We start from the raw sequence: 19,690 nt of genomic DNA, 5'->3' as shown, positions 1-19,690 counted from the left end.
AACTGAAGTAGCTAAGAAAAATCACTAAGTAGTAAGGACAATACATCCCTACAAATGATTTGTTCAGACTAACTTCAGATGGCACTCTTGTATATTTGGGCAGATATCAGAGATTATCCCCAAGGGCATAAGTAAAAAAAGGCACAAAGGCTAGGGTTCAGGACTAATAATTTTTATGATGGGATGGTGGAAATATGATTTCAGGTGGAGTCGAAGTTAAAGTTAGTCGTTTAGAATCGATTGTTGAGCAGATTGGCGAAGCCGTTCTTACTACTACAGAAACAATTGAAAGCCTCGCTGAAAGATTAGATTATCTGAGTTTACAAGTCGAGGCTCAAGGCAGGCAGTTACAACAACAAGGCAATCAGATTTTTGCTTTGTGCGATACTATGCAAAACTTAGCGCAGTCTCAAGATTATACTGTGCAGAAACTCTCCCAACTTACCCAGACTTTAGATAAGTTAACATCTTTGATGCAAAGGTTAGATAGAGAAGGAGTTAACAGTAAATATTGAGTAATGAGTAATGACTTATTACTTAAAGAATGGGAAAATAACTTGAATTTTTCACCCCTGAAAAGGTACAAAATCAACAGCCTACCCCCAGCCTCCTGATTGATAGGCTTAATTTCTGATTTGCCTATACTCTTAACTGAGTAATGGCGATATTGCCAGAAAAGCAAACATCCACATCACTACCAGGAGTGCGATCGCGTTTCCCATATTCCCCTACATAATAAAATTCATTGCCATCCACACGATAATTAATCGGCAAAGCTTTATTACAGGGTTGACAAAATACCATTTTGGGGTCTGGTTCTCCTGGCTGTAAGTGGGGGAGATTTACATTCCAGAAGCATCCGGGTTCGAGAGGTCTTGGAATTAAATCAGCCAACACCTCAGCTGTTAATTTTGCGGCTAATTCCCAATCAAAATTTTGCTTGGCTTTGCGATAGTGAGAAATAGCAATTCCCGGAATCCCATTCATAGCGGCTTCGCGCACAGCAGCTACAGTCCCAGAAATATAAACATCGACACCCAGATTTCCACCCGCATTAATTCCAGATAAGACTAGTTTGGTATCTGGGCAAATTTGTGATATGGCTATTCTCACACAATCCGCCGGAGTCCCAGCGATCGCATATTCCTGCTCGGAACGCTGTTGAATATTAATAGAACGAGTTGTCGTCACTTGATGCCCACAACCTGATTGATGATCTTTCGGTGCAACGACAATCACATTTTCACTGTTCACAGCCCGCAGCAACGCTTCAATTCCAGGCGCATCAATACCATCGTCGTTAGTCAAAATAATCGTCATTTATCAGCCTAATGAATTGGAATAGTAATTGTAAATTCTGAACCCTTCCCTAGTACAGAATATACATCCAATTTACCTTGATGCTTTTCGACAATAATTTGATGGGCAATTGATAATCCTAAACCTGTACCTTGCCCAACTGCTTTAGTCGTAAATAAATGCTCAAAGATTTTTTGCTGAATCTCCGCCGACATTCCCACGCCATTATCTTTAATCCGAATCAAAACACTCTGTTTATCTTCACTCACAGAAGTTGTAATCCAAATCCGATTCGGCTGCTGCTCAATTTCACTATAACTCCGCCCCATATTCGACTCTTCTAAAGCATCAATGGCATTGGTTAAAATATTCATAAATACCTGATTTAACTGACCGCTAAAGCAAGTCACAGAAGGTAAACTTCCATAATTTTTCATCACTTCGATTTCGGGGCGGATTTTGGAAGCTTTCAAGCGGTGTTTGAGAATCATAATTGTACTGTCTATACCATTATGAATATTGCAGAAAACTTTCCGGTCTTGATCAGAGCGCGAAAAATTCCGCAGACTAGTACTGATGTTGCGAATGCGCTGAACTCCCTCTTTCATCGAAGTAATTAAGTTAGGTAGGTCAGAGCGCATATAGTCTAAATCTGTTTCTGCAATTTCGGCTTGAATAGCAGCTACAGGTTCAGGATAGTTTTGCTGATAAAGGTCAATTATCTTCATCAAGTTATTAAAATAATTTGTAGTATGAGCCAGATTGCCATGAATACAACTCACAGGATTATTAATTTCGTGAGCAATACCAGTGACTAACTGACCTAAAGCAGACATTTTCTCTTTCTGAATTAATTGCAGTTGATATGCTTGTAAATCTTTTAAGGCTTGGGATAGTTCGGCAGTTCTTTCGGCGACTCTTTGTTCTAAAGTTTTAGTTAAATAACGCAGTTGTAAGTGGGTTTTAATTCTTGCTAATACTTCTTCTTTTTGACAGGGTTTAGTAATATAATCAACAGCCCCTAAACTTAGTCCTTTGACCTTAGTTTCTGTATCCGAAATTCCCGTCATAAAAATTACTGGAATATCTTGTGTTAAGGGGTCTGTCTTTAATTTTCGACAAGTTTCCAAGCCATCGATTCCAGGCATCATGACATCTAGTAAAATTAAATCTGGTAATTTATCTTGAATTTGCTGAAGTGCCTTTTCGCCATTTCTCGCTGTAGTCACACTAAATCCCGCATTGGTTAATGCGTCAGAGATAATTTCTAGATTTGTGATAGTATCATCTACAATTAAAATTAAACTATTTTCTTGTAAGTTCAGCATTGGGATGTTTTGGGTTGAAATATTAAAATCAGAATCAGTGAGTTGGTCGCAGTTACAAGTATAAAAACTCTGAACGATTAGCAAAATATTTGAGTAAATATACTGTGAAAAATTAAGATAGGGATAAAGCTTGTAACTGCTATCCACTGTTACTTATTTTTCCCAAAGCAGCAGCAGCTATTACTATTGCTGTGAAAATTTTCTTCACCCAATTTGCAACAGCACTAGCAGAGTTCGGATTTATGACTTATTTCTTGAAAATCTCAATAAACTTCAGAAACTTCCTTGGTAAATAGGAATGGCGATCGCAAACTTAGCGCCTTCTCCTGGTGAAGCATCAACTTCTAAAGAGCCTCCGTGTTTTTCCACAATAATTTCCCGCGCGATCGCTAACCCCAAACCAGTCCCTTTACCTAGAGGCTTGGTAGTAAAAAATTGCTCAAACATTCTCTGCTGCACATCTACAGACATTCCAACGCCATTATCAGCAATCTCAATCAACACAGATTTTCGATCACTACTAACTTTTGTGCTGATCCAAATCGTTGGAGTTGGCTCACTTGCATTTGATTCTTGCTTTTCGATCGCCTCATCAATTGCATCAATGGCATTTGCTAACAAATTCATCAAAACTTGGTTGATTTTGCCTGCATAGCATTCTACTAAAGGTAAATCACCGTATTCCTTCACCACCTCAATCGCTGGACGTGCGGTGGTGGCTTTAATCCGGCTGCTTAAAATGACTAAAGTGCTATCAATACCTTCGTGCAAGTCAAACAGCTGATATTCTGTGTCGTCTAGTCGAGAAAATAACCGGAGCGATCGCACAATTTGTTCCACACGTTCCGACCCCTTCTTCATCGAAGATAAAAGTTGCGGTAAGTCTTGCCTGAGAAAATCTACTTCTATTTTCTTCGAGAAAGTTTTAATTTCTGGAGTCACACTATTGGGATTTTTTTCATACAATTCTAGTAATTTTAATAAATCATCAATATATCTTTCAGCGTGAATTAAATTACCACAAATAAAATTAACTGGATTATTAATCTCATGAGCAATCCCAGCTACTAATTGTCCTAAAGCTGACATTTTTTCTTCTTGCGCTAACCTTAATTGCGTTCGCCGCAGTTCTAAATGAACATTAATTCTTGCCAATACTTCTTCATGTTCAATTGGTTTAGTAATATAATCTACTGCACCCAATTGTAAGCCCTTGATTTTATTCACAGGTTCTGATAATGCCGTCATAAATATAATCGGGATATCTTTTGTTTTTGGGTTGGCTTTTAAAATCCGACAAGTTTCAAACCCATCCATACCCGGCATCATCACATCTAACAAAATTAAATTCGGTATTGCTTCTTCTACTTTTTCTAAAGCACTTTTCCCATTTTTTGCCACAGAAACCCTGTAACCAGCTTGAGTTAATATTTCCAATAAAATTTTGATATTAATTGGAACATCATCAACAACGAGAATCGAATTATTAGGAATATTATTCATTGAAATATTTATTAAATTGATGTTTCTTAATTTAAGTATGGTTTTAGCATTTCCACAATAGCTTCATCCTCAAAATCTTCAATTAATTTTAAAATTTTATTAGTGAAAATTGCATATTTATGATCTAAGTTTTGAATCCGATTTATCTCTTCTTGAATCCCCATCACATAACCAGCTTTGGCGGCTTGATATAAATTCACTAATTCGCTTGCAGGCGGAAAAATTATTTCCTCCTTTACATTGTGAATAATCTCAACAGATGGCTGGCTATCTGCATAAATCCAATCTAAATTTAAATAAAACTTCAGTTGAGCGAATAGTTCCTCAGCTTGTACAGGCTTAGGCAAAAAATCATTACAGCCAGCTTCTGAACTTTGGATGCGATTTAAAGTAAATACACTCGCAGAAGATGCAATAATCACTATTTCTGCAAAGTTTGGTTGACTACGTAGATTTTGTGTCATTTGTACCCCATCCATTATGGGCATTTCTAAGTCAGTAATAATTAAATCTGGTTGATACTCTTGTGCTTGAGTAATACCTTCCTTACCATTCAGAGCTTCAATTACACAAAATCCCAGGGGTTTGAGTAAATTTACAATCACAGCCCGATTATCGGCAACATCATCTACCACCAAAATTGTTTTTTGATTTCCTTTGTATCTAATGATGTGATTGCTACCTTTGTCAAGATGGGGAACCGCAGATGATACACAATCTTTAACTTTTGGTAAATCTAGATCAAACCAAAATTTGCTACCTTGACCATAGTGGCTTGCTACTTGAATTTGGCTCCCCATCATTTCTACAATTTGACAGCTAATAGCTAAACCCAAGCCTGTTCCTTCCGACTTTTGATAACTATCTCCTACCTGTTCAAAAGGTAGGAAAATTTTCTGTAATTCTTCTAAGGATATGCCAACTCCCGTATCTTCAACTTGAAATCTGATTGTGCTACATGGATAATCTGTGGTCAGTACATCAGTTTCAATTACTTCTACACTAAACTTCACTGCACCATTATCTGTAAACTTGATGGCATTTCCTAATAAGTTTAGTAAGACTTGGCGTAAACGTTTTTCATCAGCATTAATCACACTGGGGATTAAATCACTAATGTGATAGCTAAAACGAAGATTTTTCTGCTCGGCTTTAATACGGCAGATATCGTATACACCCAAAATAAAATCATGAAACTTAAATGTATGAGGATATAACTCTAATTTTTTTGATTCAATTTTGGCAATATCTAAAATATCATTAATTAACATTAATAAATGAGAACCGCAGTGATAAATAGTTTGAATAGCATTTTGTTGTGTAGGGCTGGCTGTGCTATCTCGTTGAAGAATTTGTGCATAACCAAGAATGCCATTCAATGGTGTGCGAAGTTCATGACTGATGTTGGCAATAAATTCGCTTTTTGCTTGGTTGGCAGTGTCAGCAGCTTCTTTGGCAGTTTTTAATTCTTTGGTTCTTGATTCAACACGTTCTTCTAGTTCTTGATTAGTATTTTCTAAAGCCATAAAAAAATCATTTAATTGTCCTGCCATTTTATTAAATGATTGAGCCAAAATACTGATTTCTTTGACACCGGATATTTCAACTGTTTGGTCAAGATTCCCAGAGGCGATCGCACTACTCGCTTGTGTTAAATCTAAAATAGGTTGGGTAATCCAACGGGCTGTATATATCCCCAAAACTGTAGCGACAAGCAACGCACCTACACAAAGCAAAATAGTCGTCTTATTGTTAGCATCTATCTCTGCCATGAAGTCAGTTTCAGGTACAATCACAATTACTAGCCAATCTAATCCTAATTTATCTTGCCAAGGTGTGACCTTCACAAATTGTCGTTCACCGTGAAGTTTTAATGTAAATTGTTGTGGATTCTGAATTTGTTGAAAACTACCAAACTCTTGCTGTAAATAATCTGCTATACCTTTGATTAAAAGATTTTTACTATTAAATACTGATAGTCTATGTGCCTTACCATCAATTACATTATATGGTGCTTCATTTGTCGAAGAAGCCACCATTAGTCCAGACCTTTCTAAAAGAAATACTTTTCCTTGTTTACCAAATTTTAAATCTTTTAAAAAATCGCTAATTTGCCTTAGCAATAAATCTACACTCAATACACCCACAATCTTCTTAGAGTCATCATATAGCGGATAACTAGAAGATATAGAAAAAATTTCTGGTTTATCTTCCCATTGATAAATCTGACTCCACACTGGTCTACCCATTTTGACTGCATCAGCATACCAAGCTTCTACACGCGGATCATAATCTTTGATTGCTGTTAATTGATCACGATTGCCTTGATTATCTGTGGTATAAACGTAAAGTTTACCTAGACCATTTTTCTCAGAAACTTCATTAATTAACAGTCCACCATTATCTAAACGTTCAACCCCAATAAATTCACCTTTAGGATTAGCAAAGCTAATATAGCCAATTTTAAACACTCGCATTTGTTTCCAGAAATAGCGACTTGCTAACTGATAGTCTTGGAGGTTTAATATTCCTAAGTTGACGGCTGCTAAATTAATTTGATTCACCTGATGCGGAGTCGCTAGATATGTATTTAGATGCTGTTCTACCAGTCCATTCACTTTGGTAGTCAATTGATCTGCAAGGTTATTAACTGCTTTTTGACCGTTTCTAAATGATAAATAACCTACTAAACTAACTGCGGCAAAAATTTGCAGTACAAAGGGTACAACTAAAATCAGTCGTAAAGGCAACTTTGATGAATGCTGAATACCAAAATGCTTCATAATTTTCTGAATAGTGAGAATTCTCAACTACATACCTATAATTAGGTTGCCCATTCTCCCAGTCTCAGTATCATCAACTATCACTATCTACTGGCTAATACTCAATGAATTTTCTCAAGACACTGATGAATTTACTAATAAATAATCTTTCTATGTTTACTTATCTTAAAATACAAGCTTTGACAACCGTAATTATAATGAAACCAATTTTGTCTAAATCGGATCTATGCCTGGAGAATGATTTTAGTTTAATTGAGTCAAATAGTGTATCTTTTTTCTTTTAAAAAGTTTAGAATACCGATACCAACCAACTAAAGCAATCTCAATGTAATCGATATAGGAAGAATAAATATATATTTATTTTTCCTCGTCAACTCACTTCGGAAAACTAGTTGTTGAGTTCAAGCTTGTAGATGTTGATAAAAAGCTAATATCAACATCATAAAAGACCAATTATTGCCAATGTTCCCAATCTTTCGAGTAATGAAAATAGCATAATAGTTCGTTTAACTTTAGCAAAGTAACTTTTGTTAGTCATATATATGCTTATTTGTATGCAATATATATGTACAAAAGTTCATGCTGGCTTGCCCTATTTTTTGACTCTATGTTCACTGGAATTCAGTTAAATTGCCGTTTCATCATCAGAACCAGTAACCAAAAGTATGCAAAAAGTTTTGGCATTAATCGAAACCAAAAAGCAAGAGTTTGCTCAATTGCCCTTATTCTCTTTTATGCAAAATCAAAGTATACACCCCAAAGATAGGCTTTGTTTTGCGCCACTAATTGTGCCTCTGGCTATGGGTTTTGGCGAATTATGTAACTATGTTTTCCGCGAAGAACCAACAACTGACAAGGTTCAAGCCTTACTAAATAGACACACCTACGAAGAGCATTTTCATTGGCAATGGTTGTTGGAAGATTTAGAAAAGCTTGATTTGCATCATTGTTCTAAATTAACTGATGCAATGTTATTTAGCTTTGGTGATGCTACTTTGAAATCACGCAATGTCTGTTATCAACTACATCATCATAGTTTCCAAGCAGATCCGGTTGTGAAATTTGCAGCTATGCAAGTTGCTGAAGCTACAGCAAATGTGTTTTTTAATGTCTCACAGCCAGTAGCTTTAGAACTAAAAGCAATCACAGGTAAGGAATATCGTTATTTTGGGATGTGTCATCTGCACGAAGAAGAACATCACCATATCAATACTCCCAATATTGTGAGTTTCTTTCAACAAATAGAACTGAATGATCAGCAAAGACAGCAAGCCATACTTGCAGTAGAGTCTATCTTTGCAGCTTATACAGAAGCTATGAACTCTTTTTTGGAGTTTGCTAAACAACAAATGTCAATACAGCAAACTAAAATTCTAGTAGACTCAGTTAACTAATAAAAAAGAGATAGTTATGATGTAACTATCTCTTTTTTGATTAATGTTCCAATTAACCAATAACTTGCTCAACACCATTGAGTACAAGCTTCTGTGTTTGTGGCAATAAACGCTTCACACCTTGGTGAACAAAACCTTGGAGAAAAGCCATCTGCTGATTTTGCTGAAATACCTTTTGTAAGGTTTGGCGCAATGTGTCGAGATTTAAAGCATTTCCTGAGTTTAATGCGATTTCTTGCTGCTCAAAATACTCTACGAGACTCAACCCTGCAACTCTGGTGAGATAAGCAGCACTGACACCTTGCACTAAACCACCAGCAACAAAGGTGATGGCGTTACTCTTCAAGACGGTACTCACAGCTTTTGTCGAAATTTCCACTAAACCTAACTTCAGCATCAAACTTCCCATCGTTCCAGCTACAGTTTGTGCCTGTTCTAGAGATAATTTCTGCTGATAGATATTACCTAAATCAACAACCATTTGGGCATTTATGGCGGCAGTTGCCAGTATATCTAAGGCGGGTACTGGGTTAGCAAAGGCTGTAGCCGCAGCTATCCATTGATATTGTTCAATAATGGGAGTAGCGCGATCGCACCTAATTTGATTCAAGCAATTTTTCGCCACAGCCTTCAGTACCACAGCTTTTCTCATCGTCGTTGTCCAGACTAGCTTTTGGCCTTGCTGTGCCACAACTGCGTTTAATTGCTGTGTGAGTTGGCTAATATCCGGTGCTGGCTGTTCCAGCCATTCTTGTACAGAACCATCAGTTTCATGTTTCCGCACCTTGATAGGAACTGGAGATACCGCAGTGGCTACCACATTACCGGGAATTCTTTGTTGTAATGACAGCAACAAACTAGCACGTTCATCAGCTAAATACTGGTCTTGTTTGTTAAACACCAGAATTGTAGACTGATTTGCTGCTTTTAATTTTTGTAAGGCTTGGTGTTCTGTTTCAGTTAAGTCACCGTTGATGATAAACAACACAACGTCAGATTTGGCGACTTCTGCGAAAACTGCTGCGTCTGACTTGTCAGTTGTTTCCTGAAACAAAGGTGCTGTTTCTTGCAAGTTGAATTTTGGCTGTTTTTCTTGCCAAGCACTAGAATTGAGCAGTTGAATTAAACTGCTTTTACCTACGGCTTTACCGCCAGTTACAGCCACTTGAATTTCTTGTCTGTCTAACTCCAACGACAGGTAAGTTAATTGTTCTCGTAGTGTATTTAGAGAGGTGTGGTTTTCTGCTTCTTGTGCGAGTTGGTTAATGACTGCTTCCGCTTTGGCGATCGCACTTTCGGCTGTTGCCCGATCTACAGGTGTACAATCTAGTGGTTCTAAACTTGCTTTTGGGCGATTTTGCTGCCATAACCACAAGCCACCACCAACTGCCAGGGTACTCAATAAACCAAATTCACCTAGCTGTACGATGGAATCATCCCAGCTTTGTAGTATCCACAGGGAAAAGGAAAGTCCTAATCCTCCCACTAAAATAGGTCGTTCTAACTTCACAACCATGATTCTCCGAGCTTTTTGGAAGGTTTTCTTCAGAATAGATCAAAACCTTGCTTTGCGAATCAGACAAGCGAAGGTACACAATTTTCTTTACTTACGGTTGCTGGTAAAATTAAATCCCAAGCATTACGATATGGTGCAGAACGGGGCTTACGTTGTCTTTTTTCAGCTTCCACAAGGTGGATTTCGCTACCATATCCTATGAACACATCTACCGGGAAGACATAATACAGCAGAATTCAGTATTCAGAATAAATAATAATGTCAAATCTCCATACCTAGCTTTGAGGCTTAAATTCTGCACTTTCGACTTACTTAAGTTTCCCCCTACATCAAATACTAAATCGTAAGGTAAGCGATCGCCAACTGGTCTTAACACTCCCCAACCACGCTTGAGAGCATGAATCACAACTGCTTGCTCTGCTATGTCACCTTTGAGCTTTGTGTCCATCAACAAACACCCGAAATAAAATAAAACTCTGTAGCTTTCAAACCACAGAGTTTTATTTTATTTTTAATTTGGTGGCGGGAAGTGGATTTGAACCACTGACCTTCGGGTTATGAGCCCGACGAGCTACCAGGCTGCTCTATCCCGCGTCGCTCTTGACTTTTCTAGTATAACGCAAAGTCCAGAGTTTGACAACTATAACAGCGATAATTCTCCCACAACTTCTAATCGCCTGTATTTGCCAAAGGTCATAAACCTTTCTGCGAGGGTTTCTGCGGCGCTAGGGCTAATCCAACCCATTTGTTGCAATAAGTGAATAGCGACAGCATGTTTGGCGCGTTTTGCCCCATCCATCACTTTAATTGCGAGTCCCATACCTTCGCCAAGTCTGCCAATACACTGTACGCCTTCTGCACCAGCTTTACTGACTACTTCTCCTGGTGCTAAACGCATCAGTTCTGTATCAAACTCGCCATCGCCAGCAACTAAGCTAGGGTGATGAATCATTGCCCGGACAATGCGCTCCATATCTAAGTTACTACTTGCGGCTAGTAGGGCATATAAAGATGCCATTTGTCCTAGTTGCATAAGATATGTTGGTACACCGCAGTCATCATGGGCGCTGATAAATTCCTCCGCAGGCATTCGCAGTAACTCGGCGATCTTAGTCAAAATTAATTGCTGTATGGGGTGCTTGCGGTCTAAATAGTTATTTGCAGGCCAATGGCGTTGCTGGCAAACAGCTAACATCCCAGCGTGCTTACCAGAGCAATTGTATTCCAGGGGACTGCGTTTACCTTCTGGAATTGGGCATTGAAGAGCAGTTGGATCAACATCAGCACGCCAAAGGATGTTAAATACTTGTCTGACTTGCTCTATTGTGCCTTTATGGGAACTGGCAATAATTGCTAAATCGCGATCGCTCAGATCGTAGCGTTCTAGGGTACCGGTTGTGGTGACAGCTAGTGCTTGAAAGGGTTTGAGTGCCGAACGGACAAATGTTGCCGTTTCTGCATTACCCGCAACGGATAAAACCCGGCCTCTGTCATCACATACAGCAGCTTGGACTACATGGCGTGATTCTATGATGCCTTCTCTGAGTAACCGGACTTCCAGTACTGTGGCTTGAGTTCGTTTTCCCATTGTCATGGGTTAAAATTTATCTCTTTTTATATTTGTCAATGGTCAATCATCAATAGTCAAAAGGCTAATTTGAGACTTTATGACTATGGACTTTTGAACGCCAGTGAGCAAGTGGGCATCGCCACCCAACGCACTAGCTCCTCTTGACTGTGGACTATTTAAAACAAATGCCAAACTATAGTACCAATTAGGTACATTCCCGCCAAGCCAGCAAAGGTAAATTGTAACCGTTGCAGAATTGGCTTAATTTCGTAGGTGACAATTAAGCGATCGCGAGCCAAAATCTCTTGAGGTTTGATCCAGGTTTGACCATCATACCAGCCCGACTCTTCATAAAAGACAGTCGTGCTGTAGAGGCGATCGCGCACATAACGCCATCCTAAATACATACGTAACAAGACAAAAATTACTCCCAGACTTGCGCCTGCGGCTCCACACAAGACAAAATGGGCAGCATATTTTTGTGGTGGAAAGCTGGCTGCGGCCACTGGCCCAGAAACCAGCCAAGAAAAACCCCAAATCCAAGCAATGTTTGTGAGATATTCGCGCCAATTTAAAGTGCAATCACGAAACAGCCAGGAAGTTCTTAATTCTTCGTACTCATTCAGTGGTTGTTGGTCTATAGGAACCGGACAATTGGAAACCGAAGACCTCATCATATTGGCTTACCCCCACCCTCATCGGCGTTTGGAACGGCAATACGTTCTGCATTGACCCAGAACGCTTCTAAATTATAAAACTCTCGTTCCTTGGGCATCATGATATGAACAATTACATCACCGTAATCTTGCAACACCCAACTGCCTTCCGCTTTGCCTTCTGTGCGTAAAGGGCGACGTTGCCATTCAGTTTCAACTTTATCTTCTATTGCTTGTGCGATCGCCCTGACTTGCACCCTAGAGTAACCAGTCAACATCACAAAATAATCTGCTAGGTAAGATACATCGGCTACTCTCAGTACCAAAATATCCCCTGCTTTGCGATCTGACGCTGCGTCAGCAACAGTTATAGCTAATTGCCCACTCAAATCTTTTATCCCTCCATCTAGGCTTTTGAGTGGACTGTTTTTCTCCGACACAGACTGTAATGGGAGATTTCCTTGGATATAATCAGACATTAAACCTCAGGTGCTTGATCCCTTTTATTTTATAATTACTCACCAACAACAATTGAACAACAACTGTTTTTTTGAATACTAACAAAAAAACACCTGTTAATGCAGTTAGTTCCAAATTAGCTGTTTGGGTTGCAACTAAAAATCAGACTAAATAGCTCAAAGCTCAAGTCTGATCACTAAATCAAGCCGTAAATTTTTACCAATAATTGTAGCGAATTATTGCTCCATTAAAATCTTATGATATTCAATATTCTATTTCAAGGATGAGTCGGTCATGATTCTGTCACATTTTTGATCGGCGACAGCCTCATCTAGATTTGGTGCTTTTTGACATACTAACCGCCCTAAAGGGTCGGTGATTCTTGACGGTTCACAGCAACGGTGTACCTACTTTTTTGAGGCAGCGCGTTGCGGGGGTTCCCCCCGTTGTAGCGACTGCCGTACCTTTTCGTTTACCTTTGAGTGAATCAAAAAAGTTATTGTAGGCAACTCCTAAATCAGCTACAGACTGCTGCAAAGGGATGTTAGAAACATCAGACAACCATGAACGCTCATTAGTCTTTTTGGCTTGCGTAATCACTAACTTTTGCAAGTTGTTGTTACTTGGCAACTTATCGGACTGCTTGCAGATTGCCAAAGCATCATTCCAAACTACACGCACGCAACCAAACAACTGATCTAAAAGCTGTCGCTGTTGGTCTGTTGGGTAGAAACGGAATTTATATCTGGCTTTCATCGACGATGTATAATTGGTCTGCCATTAAAACTATACATTGGTCTACAGAAAATGACAAGCCAGTTTCGCAGAGAAAGACATAGTGTTACAGACTTAAAAATTCACTTGGTATGCGTTACCAAATATCGTAAATCTGTATTCACAAAGCAGAGCATTGAATTGATTGATAAAACGTTTAAAGAAGTAGCAAAAAAGATGGATTTTGAAGTGATTGAGTTTAACGGTGAGGATAATCATGTTCATGCACTTATTGAATATCCACCTAAGTTGTCTATCTCTCAAATAGTTAATGCCCTAAAAGGTGTTTCTAGTCGTCGTTACGGACAAGCTGGATACAAAAAACCCCACAAAGAGTCTTTATGGAGTCCTAGTTATTTTGCTGTATCCGTTGGAGGTGCCCCATTAGAAGTTTTGAACGAGTACATTAGGAATCAAGAAAAGCCGTCCTTCTAGGACGGGGCTTGTATCCTATTCTTTTGGTCATTGGTCATTTGTCAGTAGAAGAACTAAAAAGGACAAGGGACAAATGACTAATGACAGTCTCAATCAGACAATGTGCAGATTGAAGGTGTAGTAACATTAATTCCACACCAATTTTTTTGGGTCAGTCAATAGTCAGCCTGTATGAGTTACACCTCTTGTTTGGAAACTACTTTAGCTTCAATTACCTGACTATCAGAAGTTACTGATTCAAACAAAGCCTCATAGTGACTTAAGGCTTGGTCAAAAGCATACTGCTCCATCGCATACTGACGACTGTTATAGCCCAAGGTTTTTACCTTTTCAGGGTGTTTGTAAAGTTCTAAAATGGATGCTGCCAAAGCTTGGGCATCTTCTGGTGGAACAATAACCCCACCACCACTTTGCCTGATGGCTCTGGCTGCGGTGCCATTTTCGGGAACTGAGGCTACTATCGCACGACCACTGGCCAGCAAAACTTGGATTTTGGAAGGCATATTGAAAGAAATCACATTCTTCTTCTGCACAACTAAACCAACATCAGCCGCCGCCAACATTTGTGGTAGTTCTGCACGCGGTTGAAATGGCAGTAACAACACATTATCTGCACCGCATTCTAAACAATACTGTTGTAATCTTTGTAAACCTTTAGCCTCACCCACAATCACAAAAGCAATATCTGTAATATCTCGTAATTTTGCTGCCGCTTGAATTACTGTTTCTAAACCTTGAGTGAGCGCAATATTACCAGAATATTGAACGACAAACTTACCGTTGAGATTGTGTGTATTACGGAAGGGATTATTTTCTTTAGGTAAAGGACGAATGAAGTTGACATCCACCCAGTTAGGAATCTGCTCGATTTTATCTGCTTCTACACCCTTAGATAGTAAATTTTCGACAAACCCATCAGCAATGACGCTAATTTTTGTAGCTGAATGGTAAGCAAATTTTTCTAACGCAGCAAATACTTTGATCAGCAATTTATTTTTCAGTAGCCCAACATGAACTGCTGCTTCTGGGAGGATATCTTGAAGATTCAGCACCACTGGGCAAGCGCGTAACCATCCGAGTAAAGCCGCAGGTACACAGACAGGTAGAGATGGTGACGTTGATAAAATCACATCTGGTCGCCATCCGAATAAAGCAGGTAAAAAACTTGTAACAACAAAACTAGCATCAAGCATTATCCGATCCAACAGATTCGGTTGTGGCCGAATCCAAACATAACTGCGTTGGATTTGAACGCCATTTTTGTACTCATTTAGGTAGAATTTGCCCCGATAACCCTCGTAAATTTGGCGTTCAGGATAATTTGGCATAGCGGTGACGACGCGCACTTCATGCCCTCGCTTGGCCAGTCCTTCTGCTAATTCCGTCATCAACGGGGCAATACCAATTGGTTCTGGATAGTAGTTGTAGGAGTAAATTAATATCCGCATAAGAAATCAGTCAGAGTCCCTGGCTTTTTGGATAACAATGATGTTGTGCTGCATTTTGTTGCACCTGACTTCAATTGTCTCCTTAGTCTCTTTTAATGTCAGTGGTTTGTCGTTGAAGATTGAGTAAAATTTATTGGGAATTGCGGAGAGAATACTTAATAAATTTATGACGGGACTATTTACAGTAACAAGTAAGTATGCACTGATAAAACTCTGACTGTTTTTGCAATTAGCAGATAGTTAAAATATCAAAAATTAATGAATTTAGTAGCCCTACTTCATGTCTGAAATCTATTTAAGTTGGGCAGTTTGATTCCAACTCTCAGTGACCTCATAATATAGTCGTAAACACTCAAATTAGCAGTATATAATTTTTAGTACAAGTTAAATATAATTCCTAGTATGGGTAATTTATTGAGATACGTGTAATTACTTTATTGGGAAAACAGTAATTTAATTACTCAGGAGATGTTTTAAAAGTGGCAGGGTATCGTCAGCAAGCTCACAAGGCTGATGCTGAGATTTGTAGAAGACAGCACCTTGTGAGCGAATGAGTAAAGATTAATTTGAGTGGTTTGAACCTCGATAAATTCGCTCTCTTTGCTCTGGAGAAAGATGTGGTATTGGGAATCGTTCAGATGCTCCTATTGTAAAGTCCTGAGTTTGTGTCACTTCATCTGCTTGAGAACGAATTCCGACATCACAATTGAGAAATGGATTGAGGATGGTATCTTCTGTTTCTGACTCCGCAAGTTGAGTTTGAGGTAATACATAGGCGTGTTTATGCGGGTCGTACGCTAAAACTTCTCCTGACTCAATGTGATAAATCCACGCATAAATTTTCAGTTGACCTTGGTACAGTTTGGAGTGAATGACGGGATATGTCCGTAAATTCTCAATTTGCGTGAGAACGTTTTCCGCAATCATTATTTCTAACAATTCTTCAAACTGGTAATGACCGTAGTGGTCTAAAACTAGCCTACGAGTCGCTTCTGCATATTTCAGCCAATCATAAACCAGTGGTAAATCCTCTCGCAGACTCTGTAATTTCAGGAGTCCTTTCATCGCACCGCAATGAGAGTGACCACAGATAATAATTTGCTGAATTCCTAAAGCTTGAACTGCATATTCAATAGTTGCACCTTCACCACCATTAGTTGCGCCGTAAGGAGGAATAATATTACCTGCATTGCGGATAACGAATAATTCACCAACCTGTGCTTGTGTAATGAGATTTGGGTCAAGACGTGAATCGGAACAAGTGATAAACAGTACTCTGGGTTTTTGACCATGCGAGAGTTGCTCAAACAATTCTTGGTGCGTTGAAAAATAGCTAGATTTAAATTCACGCAGACCTTTAATTAATTTCTTCATTACCAAGTTCCAGAAATATTTGTAGGTAAGTTACTGAATCAAAACAATATTCATTGAGGGTGAGATAATCTCAAATGCAGACTGATGAGCGTGATAATTAGTAGGTTTTTGCCAACATTAGGAGCTTCAGCCTTGTTGTTGAGTTAGTGTTACTTTTGTAAAACAGTAGCAGCTTGTGAGCAGACATGATTTTTGAGCTTTGAGAAGTCAGAATCAGTGACAAAGGACTTCTATATCATAGGGTAATTTGGTGCTGTAATTATAAGTAGAGAATTGTAATTAAGATAAGTTGCAGACCAGAGCTTTGAGATATCTGACAGTAATATCTCAAGTGTGCTTGGAAATTGAGCCTCATTCACAGAGGTTATACCATTCCACTTTAAACATGATACATATATGGAAGCAGCGCCTCGACTCCGCTCGGCGACCGGAAGTAGAGTTGCAGAGGAAGTAATTTGTATCAGTAATTTCGTGAATTGGGATTAAGGCTGGATGATAGCTAAGAGTGGTCAAGATTAACTGATCAATGTGTGTGGCGATCGCTATGAATGCAACTATAGCAATCCTAAATGAATCGTGAAAAACATAGATATGGAAACGAACCGCCCTCCGGGTTCAGCAGTTCCTCATGGGGGAAACCCCCAAGACCGGACTGCTTCACCAAGAACGCCTTCGCGTAGCGTCTCGTAGAGAAGGACGCAAAGGTAAGAAAGAAGAAAAAGATATAGAAATTTTACAAATGATTTAGGACTGCTATATCTAAAAAACTGACTTTCAGAGAGTAATTATGAATGGTTGTTGATGCGATAGTTATTTTTGAATGATTTCTCCAGTATTCAGATTGATCACTAGAGATGATTTTGCTTTATCTAAATTTGCTTCTAAAGGAATGACTACTTTATTATCAATATGCTCTGGTTCGCCAAATAAACAGCGACATTGAAACTTGGTGGTCATAATTGGCAGAAAACCAATTTTTGTATTTACCTTACCATGATAATCACCACATTCTGTTACAGTATCAGGGGGAAAACAAGTCTGTTCATAAAGATAAAAGGTTTTAGAGTAGCCTGGGTATTGAATGATTTGCTTGAACTTAAAATCTACAATGTCCGAAACTGCCCAAATATATAGTATTAGTAAAAGTATTCCAATTGATAATAATAAGTAAAGCATTAGGAAAATTTTGGTTTTAAATATAGGTAAAGGCTGAGGCTGGGTTAAAAATAAAATGCCTAATCCTACAGCGAGTAACCAAATTCCGAAAAAAATTAACCCTTGGGCAGATTGCCAACTGGGAATAAAAGGTAAGTTGATGAGAGCGATCGCTAAAAATGGAGCTATCAATATAAATATTAGCAGTGGATTTCGGCGCGTCATAGCTGGATTTTTCCGCCATCATAACCCATTCAAGCAAGCAGTAACTTGCTAGAGACGTGAAGATTGACAACATACCCTGTGTTCAGGCTTAATCAAGCAAGTAGCTGGTAATGACAACAAAGCCAAAATTTTTGGCTGTCTTCCCGGAAAGCCGAGAACTGAAGATGTATCTCATTACATAGCAAATTTACTATATGTAAGCTAAAAACTATTCCTTCCTTAAATCTATCTTTCCTTCTCTCATTGCTGCTCTGGTGATCCTCCAGGGCAGTTTTAATTTGATTGGTAGACAGTTAATACAAATGTATCTGTTGAGGTGAGCAGGGGGGCGGAGGAGCTTCAGGTGCAGGGGAGAGCGTACCTTCGTTCCCCCTTTCACCCCTGCACCCTTGCTTGCCTACACAAGTAAGTTTCTTATCCGAACCGTATTGGGTAGACAGTTAAATCTCTAATGAGATCATCTGGCTTTTGTAAGTATGACTGCGATCGCCTCTTCTGGTTTAGCTTTATCCTGGTTCTGGATGCTAGAACTTCAATCTACATCCCTGTTAACTAGGGTGGGAAAGTAGGCAATGATAGTTCTCAGATACTTAGTAATTTTACTGACTTATATTGGTCTAGGACTGGGCTATTTACCTGGGCTGCGGATGAATCGTGCCACGATCGCCCTTGTGGGTGCGGCTTTTTTAATGGCATTGGGATTACTGGATTTATCTGCGGCGTGGAGTGCTATTGACTACAAAACCCTTGTCTTTTTGTTTGGGATGATGATTATTAGTGCTAATCTGGCGGCTTCTGGTTTTTTCCAGTTGGCTGTTGATTACACTATCCGTTATGTCCACAGTCCATTAGGTTTATTAATAGTCTTAACTTTTGGCAGTGGCTTTCTCTCAGCACTATTCCTCAATGATACGATCGCTCTTATCCTCACGCCTTTGGTAGTTGGCATCACTCAGTTACTCAGTCTCAACCCTATTCCTTATTTGTTGGCGTTGGCTGGTGCAACTAATCTGGGTTCTGTTGCTACCCTGAGTGGTAATCCACAGAATATTTTAATTGGTTCGTTTTCGGGGATTAGTTATCTAGACTTTGCCAAGGCTTTGACACCACTAGCTTTAATCGGTTTGGTAATTCAGGTAGGTTGGTTATGGTGGTTATATCCAGAGGTGCGATCGCTACATCCTTATCTAAAAGTTGAATTACCACGCTACCGCACCTTCAAACCATTGTTAGTCAAGAGTTTATTAATTACTACTGGATTGTTGATAGCTTTTTTGCTGGGAATTCCCACGGCGGAAGCTACCCTGATAGCGGCTGGATTATTACTCGTCACACGCCGGATCAAACCAGCGCGAATTTTGCAAAAAGTTGACTGGGACTTGCTATTGATGTTTTGTGGGTTGTTTATCCTAACTGAAGGTGTCCAAAAATTGGGGGCGCTGGAATGGTTTTCTCCTTTCGTTCATACTCCCTGGAGTATTTTGGGAGTCACGGTGTTGTTATCGAATCTTGTTTCTAATGTCCCGGCGGTACTGCTACTACATCACCTCATTCCCCATCCTGACAAGCAAACTTGGCTACTACTAGCGGCGGCTTCCACACTGGCAGGAAATTTAACGCTGTTGGGTTCTGTTGCCAATTTGATTGTAGCGGAGGCAGTTGCTAAAAAAGGATATCGGCTGACATTTGGCGAACATTTGCGATTTGGGCTACCGCTAACTGTTGTAACTCTGGCGCTTACCTATTTTTGGATTTTTTTCATACAATAGCA

At 39.2% G+C, this 19,690-nt stretch carries 18 protein-coding genes and 1 tRNA gene; 4 read left to right on the top strand and 15 right to left on the bottom strand.

The window, feature by feature from the left end; genetic code table 11:
* The first annotated feature begins 194 nt into the window (after positions 1 to 194).
* Positions 195 to 515 carry a coiled-coil domain-containing protein gene (locus tag H6G28_RS06065; protein WP_190588388.1) on the top strand — a complete coding sequence of 107 codons (321 nt, stop codon included), beginning with the start codon at positions 195 to 197 and terminating at the stop codon, positions 513 to 515.
* Positions 516 to 639: 124 nt separating this feature from the next.
* Here the strand turns inward: H6G28_RS06065 and surE are convergent, their stop codons facing one another.
* The 4 genes from surE to H6G28_RS06045 form a co-directional block, all read right to left on the bottom strand.
* Positions 640 to 1,320 (bottom strand): 5'/3'-nucleotidase SurE, encoded by a 681-nt coding sequence (gene surE / locus H6G28_RS06060; RefSeq protein WP_190669651.1) that lies wholly within the window; start codon positions 1,318 to 1,320, stop codon positions 640 to 642.
* 8 nt (positions 1,321 to 1,328) lie between these two features.
* On the bottom strand, positions 1,329 to 2,627 hold the full coding sequence (locus H6G28_RS06055; protein ID WP_190669650.1) for a hybrid sensor histidine kinase/response regulator: 1,299 nt from the start codon (positions 2,625 to 2,627) through the stop codon (positions 1,329 to 1,331).
* A gap of 273 nt (positions 2,628 to 2,900) precedes the next feature.
* Positions 2,901 to 4,130 carry a hybrid sensor histidine kinase/response regulator gene (locus H6G28_RS06050; protein WP_190669648.1) on the bottom strand — a complete coding sequence of 410 codons (1,230 nt, stop codon included), beginning with the start codon at positions 4,128 to 4,130 and terminating at the stop codon, positions 2,901 to 2,903.
* 26 nt (positions 4,131 to 4,156) lie between these two features.
* Complete coding sequence (locus H6G28_RS06045) at positions 4,157 to 6,913, bottom strand: hybrid sensor histidine kinase/response regulator (RefSeq protein WP_190669646.1); 2,757 nt, start codon at positions 6,911 to 6,913, stop codon at positions 4,157 to 4,159.
* 665 nt (positions 6,914 to 7,578) lie between these two features.
* Between H6G28_RS06045 and H6G28_RS06040 the strand changes: the two genes are divergently transcribed.
* Positions 7,579 to 8,307: a hypothetical protein gene (locus tag H6G28_RS06040; RefSeq protein WP_190669644.1), complete on the top strand. Its 729-nt coding sequence runs from the start codon at positions 7,579 to 7,581 to the stop codon at positions 8,305 to 8,307.
* 52 nt (positions 8,308 to 8,359) lie between these two features.
* On the opposite strand, the gene H6G28_RS06035 is transcribed toward H6G28_RS06040, so the two are convergent.
* The 8 genes from H6G28_RS06035 to H6G28_RS06005 form a co-directional block, all read right to left on the bottom strand.
* Positions 8,360 to 9,823, bottom strand: a complete 1,464-nt coding sequence (locus H6G28_RS06035) for a YcjF family protein (RefSeq protein WP_190669643.1) — start codon at positions 9,821 to 9,823, stop codon at positions 8,360 to 8,362.
* A gap of 59 nt (positions 9,824 to 9,882) precedes the next feature.
* Positions 9,883 to 9,996 (bottom strand): hypothetical protein, encoded by a 114-nt coding sequence (locus H6G28_RS37305; RefSeq protein WP_313949893.1) that lies wholly within the window; start codon positions 9,994 to 9,996, stop codon positions 9,883 to 9,885.
* A 35-nt stretch (positions 9,997 to 10,031) separates the two neighbouring features.
* Entirely contained in the window at positions 10,032 to 10,271 is a 240-nt protein-coding gene (locus H6G28_RS37300; protein WP_277883221.1) for a group I intron-associated PD-(D/E)XK endonuclease, read from the bottom strand.
* A gap of 69 nt (positions 10,272 to 10,340) precedes the next feature.
* Positions 10,341 to 10,417: transfer RNA gene (locus H6G28_RS06025), tRNA-Met, on the bottom strand.
* 46 nt (positions 10,418 to 10,463) lie between these two features.
* Complete coding sequence (locus tag H6G28_RS06020; RefSeq protein WP_190588380.1) at positions 10,464 to 11,417, bottom strand: asparaginase; 954 nt, start codon at positions 11,415 to 11,417, stop codon at positions 10,464 to 10,466.
* A 152-nt stretch (positions 11,418 to 11,569) separates the two neighbouring features.
* On the bottom strand, positions 11,570 to 12,070 hold the full coding sequence (locus H6G28_RS06015; protein ID WP_190669641.1) for a CGLD27 family protein: 501 nt from the start codon (positions 12,068 to 12,070) through the stop codon (positions 11,570 to 11,572).
* The gene (gene rsfS / locus H6G28_RS06010) at positions 12,067 to 12,528 is read right to left on the bottom strand and encodes a ribosome silencing factor (RefSeq protein ID WP_190588378.1); all 462 of its coding nucleotides are present in this window, start codon (positions 12,526 to 12,528) and stop codon (positions 12,067 to 12,069) included. Before rsfS ends, H6G28_RS06015 begins: the two co-directional genes overlap by 4 nt.
* A gap of 370 nt (positions 12,529 to 12,898) precedes the next feature.
* Positions 12,899 to 13,264, bottom strand: a complete 366-nt coding sequence (locus H6G28_RS06005) for a helix-turn-helix domain-containing protein (protein ID WP_242054458.1) — start codon at positions 13,262 to 13,264, stop codon at positions 12,899 to 12,901.
* 51 nt (positions 13,265 to 13,315) lie between these two features.
* Here H6G28_RS06005 and tnpA point away from each other — a divergent pair, with 51 nt between their 5' ends.
* Positions 13,316 to 13,717 (top strand): IS200/IS605 family transposase, encoded by a 402-nt coding sequence (tnpA, locus tag H6G28_RS06000; protein WP_190669639.1) that lies wholly within the window; start codon positions 13,316 to 13,318, stop codon positions 13,715 to 13,717.
* 176 nt (positions 13,718 to 13,893) lie between these two features.
* On the opposite strand, the gene H6G28_RS05995 is transcribed toward tnpA, so the two are convergent.
* From H6G28_RS05995 to H6G28_RS36555, 3 genes are all read right to left on the bottom strand, one after another.
* A complete protein-coding gene (locus H6G28_RS05995; protein ID WP_190588377.1) occupies positions 13,894 to 15,165 on the bottom strand; it encodes a glycosyltransferase family 4 protein in 1,272 nt (423 codons plus the stop codon).
* 561 nt (positions 15,166 to 15,726) lie between these two features.
* The gene (locus H6G28_RS05990; RefSeq protein ID WP_190588376.1) at positions 15,727 to 16,539 is read right to left on the bottom strand and encodes a carbonic anhydrase; all 813 of its coding nucleotides are present in this window, start codon (positions 16,537 to 16,539) and stop codon (positions 15,727 to 15,729) included.
* An 810-nt stretch (positions 16,540 to 17,349) separates the two neighbouring features.
* Positions 17,350 to 17,919, bottom strand: coding sequence for a hypothetical protein (locus tag H6G28_RS36555; RefSeq protein ID WP_206758254.1), 570 nt, complete (start codon positions 17,917 to 17,919; stop codon positions 17,350 to 17,352).
* 572 nt (positions 17,920 to 18,491) lie between these two features.
* On the opposite strand from H6G28_RS36555, the gene H6G28_RS05975 reads away from it, so the two are divergent.
* Entirely contained in the window at positions 18,492 to 19,688 is a 1,197-nt protein-coding gene (locus H6G28_RS05975) for an anion transporter (protein WP_190669633.1), read from the top strand.
* Positions 19,689 to 19,690 lie beyond the last annotated feature (2 nt).

The sequence above is a fragment of the Nostoc sp. FACHB-190 genome, assembly GCF_014696905.1.
In the GTDB taxonomy this organism is placed as follows: domain Bacteria; phylum Cyanobacteriota; class Cyanobacteriia; order Cyanobacteriales; family Nostocaceae; genus Nostoc_B.
This window is presented reverse-complemented; position numbering and strand designations above follow the sequence as displayed.

What these genes read in the sequence shown, in the direction of transcription:
- H6G28_RS06065 (WP_190588388.1), top strand. Translation starts at nt 195, where the DNA reads ATGATTTCAGGTGGAGTCGAAGTTAAAGTTAGTCGTTTAGAATCGATT.
- surE (WP_190669651.1), bottom strand. Translation starts at nt 1,320, where the DNA reads ATGACGATTATTTTGACTAACGACGATGGTATTGATGCGCCTGGAATT.
- H6G28_RS06055 (WP_190669650.1), bottom strand. Translation starts at nt 2,627, where the DNA reads ATGCTGAACTTACAAGAAAATAGTTTAATTTTAATTGTAGATGATACT.
- H6G28_RS06050 (WP_190669648.1), bottom strand. Translation starts at nt 4,130, where the DNA reads ATGAATAATATTCCTAATAATTCGATTCTCGTTGTTGATGATGTTCCA.
- H6G28_RS06045 (WP_190669646.1), bottom strand. Translation starts at nt 6,913, where the DNA reads ATGAAGCATTTTGGTATTCAGCATTCATCAAAGTTGCCTTTACGACTG.
- H6G28_RS06040 (WP_190669644.1), top strand. Translation starts at nt 7,579, where the DNA reads ATGCAAAAAGTTTTGGCATTAATCGAAACCAAAAAGCAAGAGTTTGCT.
- H6G28_RS06035 (WP_190669643.1), bottom strand. Translation starts at nt 9,823, where the DNA reads ATGGTTGTGAAGTTAGAACGACCTATTTTAGTGGGAGGATTAGGACTT.
- H6G28_RS37300 (WP_277883221.1), bottom strand. Translation starts at nt 10,271, where the DNA reads ATGGACACAAAGCTCAAAGGTGACATAGCAGAGCAAGCAGTTGTGATT.
- H6G28_RS06020 (WP_190588380.1), bottom strand. Translation starts at nt 11,417, where the DNA reads ATGACAATGGGAAAACGAACTCAAGCCACAGTACTGGAAGTCCGGTTA.
- H6G28_RS06015 (WP_190669641.1), bottom strand. Translation starts at nt 12,070, where the DNA reads ATGATGAGGTCTTCGGTTTCCAATTGTCCGGTTCCTATAGACCAACAA.
- rsfS (WP_190588378.1), bottom strand. Translation starts at nt 12,528, where the DNA reads ATGTCTGATTATATCCAAGGAAATCTCCCATTACAGTCTGTGTCGGAG.
- H6G28_RS06005 (WP_242054458.1), bottom strand. Translation starts at nt 13,264, where the DNA reads ATGAAAGCCAGATATAAATTCCGTTTCTACCCAACAGACCAACAGCGA.
- tnpA (WP_190669639.1), top strand. Translation starts at nt 13,316, where the DNA reads ATGACAAGCCAGTTTCGCAGAGAAAGACATAGTGTTACAGACTTAAAA.
- H6G28_RS05995 (WP_190588377.1), bottom strand. Translation starts at nt 15,165, where the DNA reads ATGCGGATATTAATTTACTCCTACAACTACTATCCAGAACCAATTGGT.
- H6G28_RS05990 (WP_190588376.1), bottom strand. Translation starts at nt 16,539, where the DNA reads ATGAAGAAATTAATTAAAGGTCTGCGTGAATTTAAATCTAGCTATTTT.
- H6G28_RS36555 (WP_206758254.1), bottom strand. Translation starts at nt 17,919, where the DNA reads ATGACGCGCCGAAATCCACTGCTAATATTTATATTGATAGCTCCATTT.
- H6G28_RS05975 (WP_190669633.1), top strand. Translation starts at nt 18,492, where the DNA reads ATGATAGTTCTCAGATACTTAGTAATTTTACTGACTTATATTGGTCTA.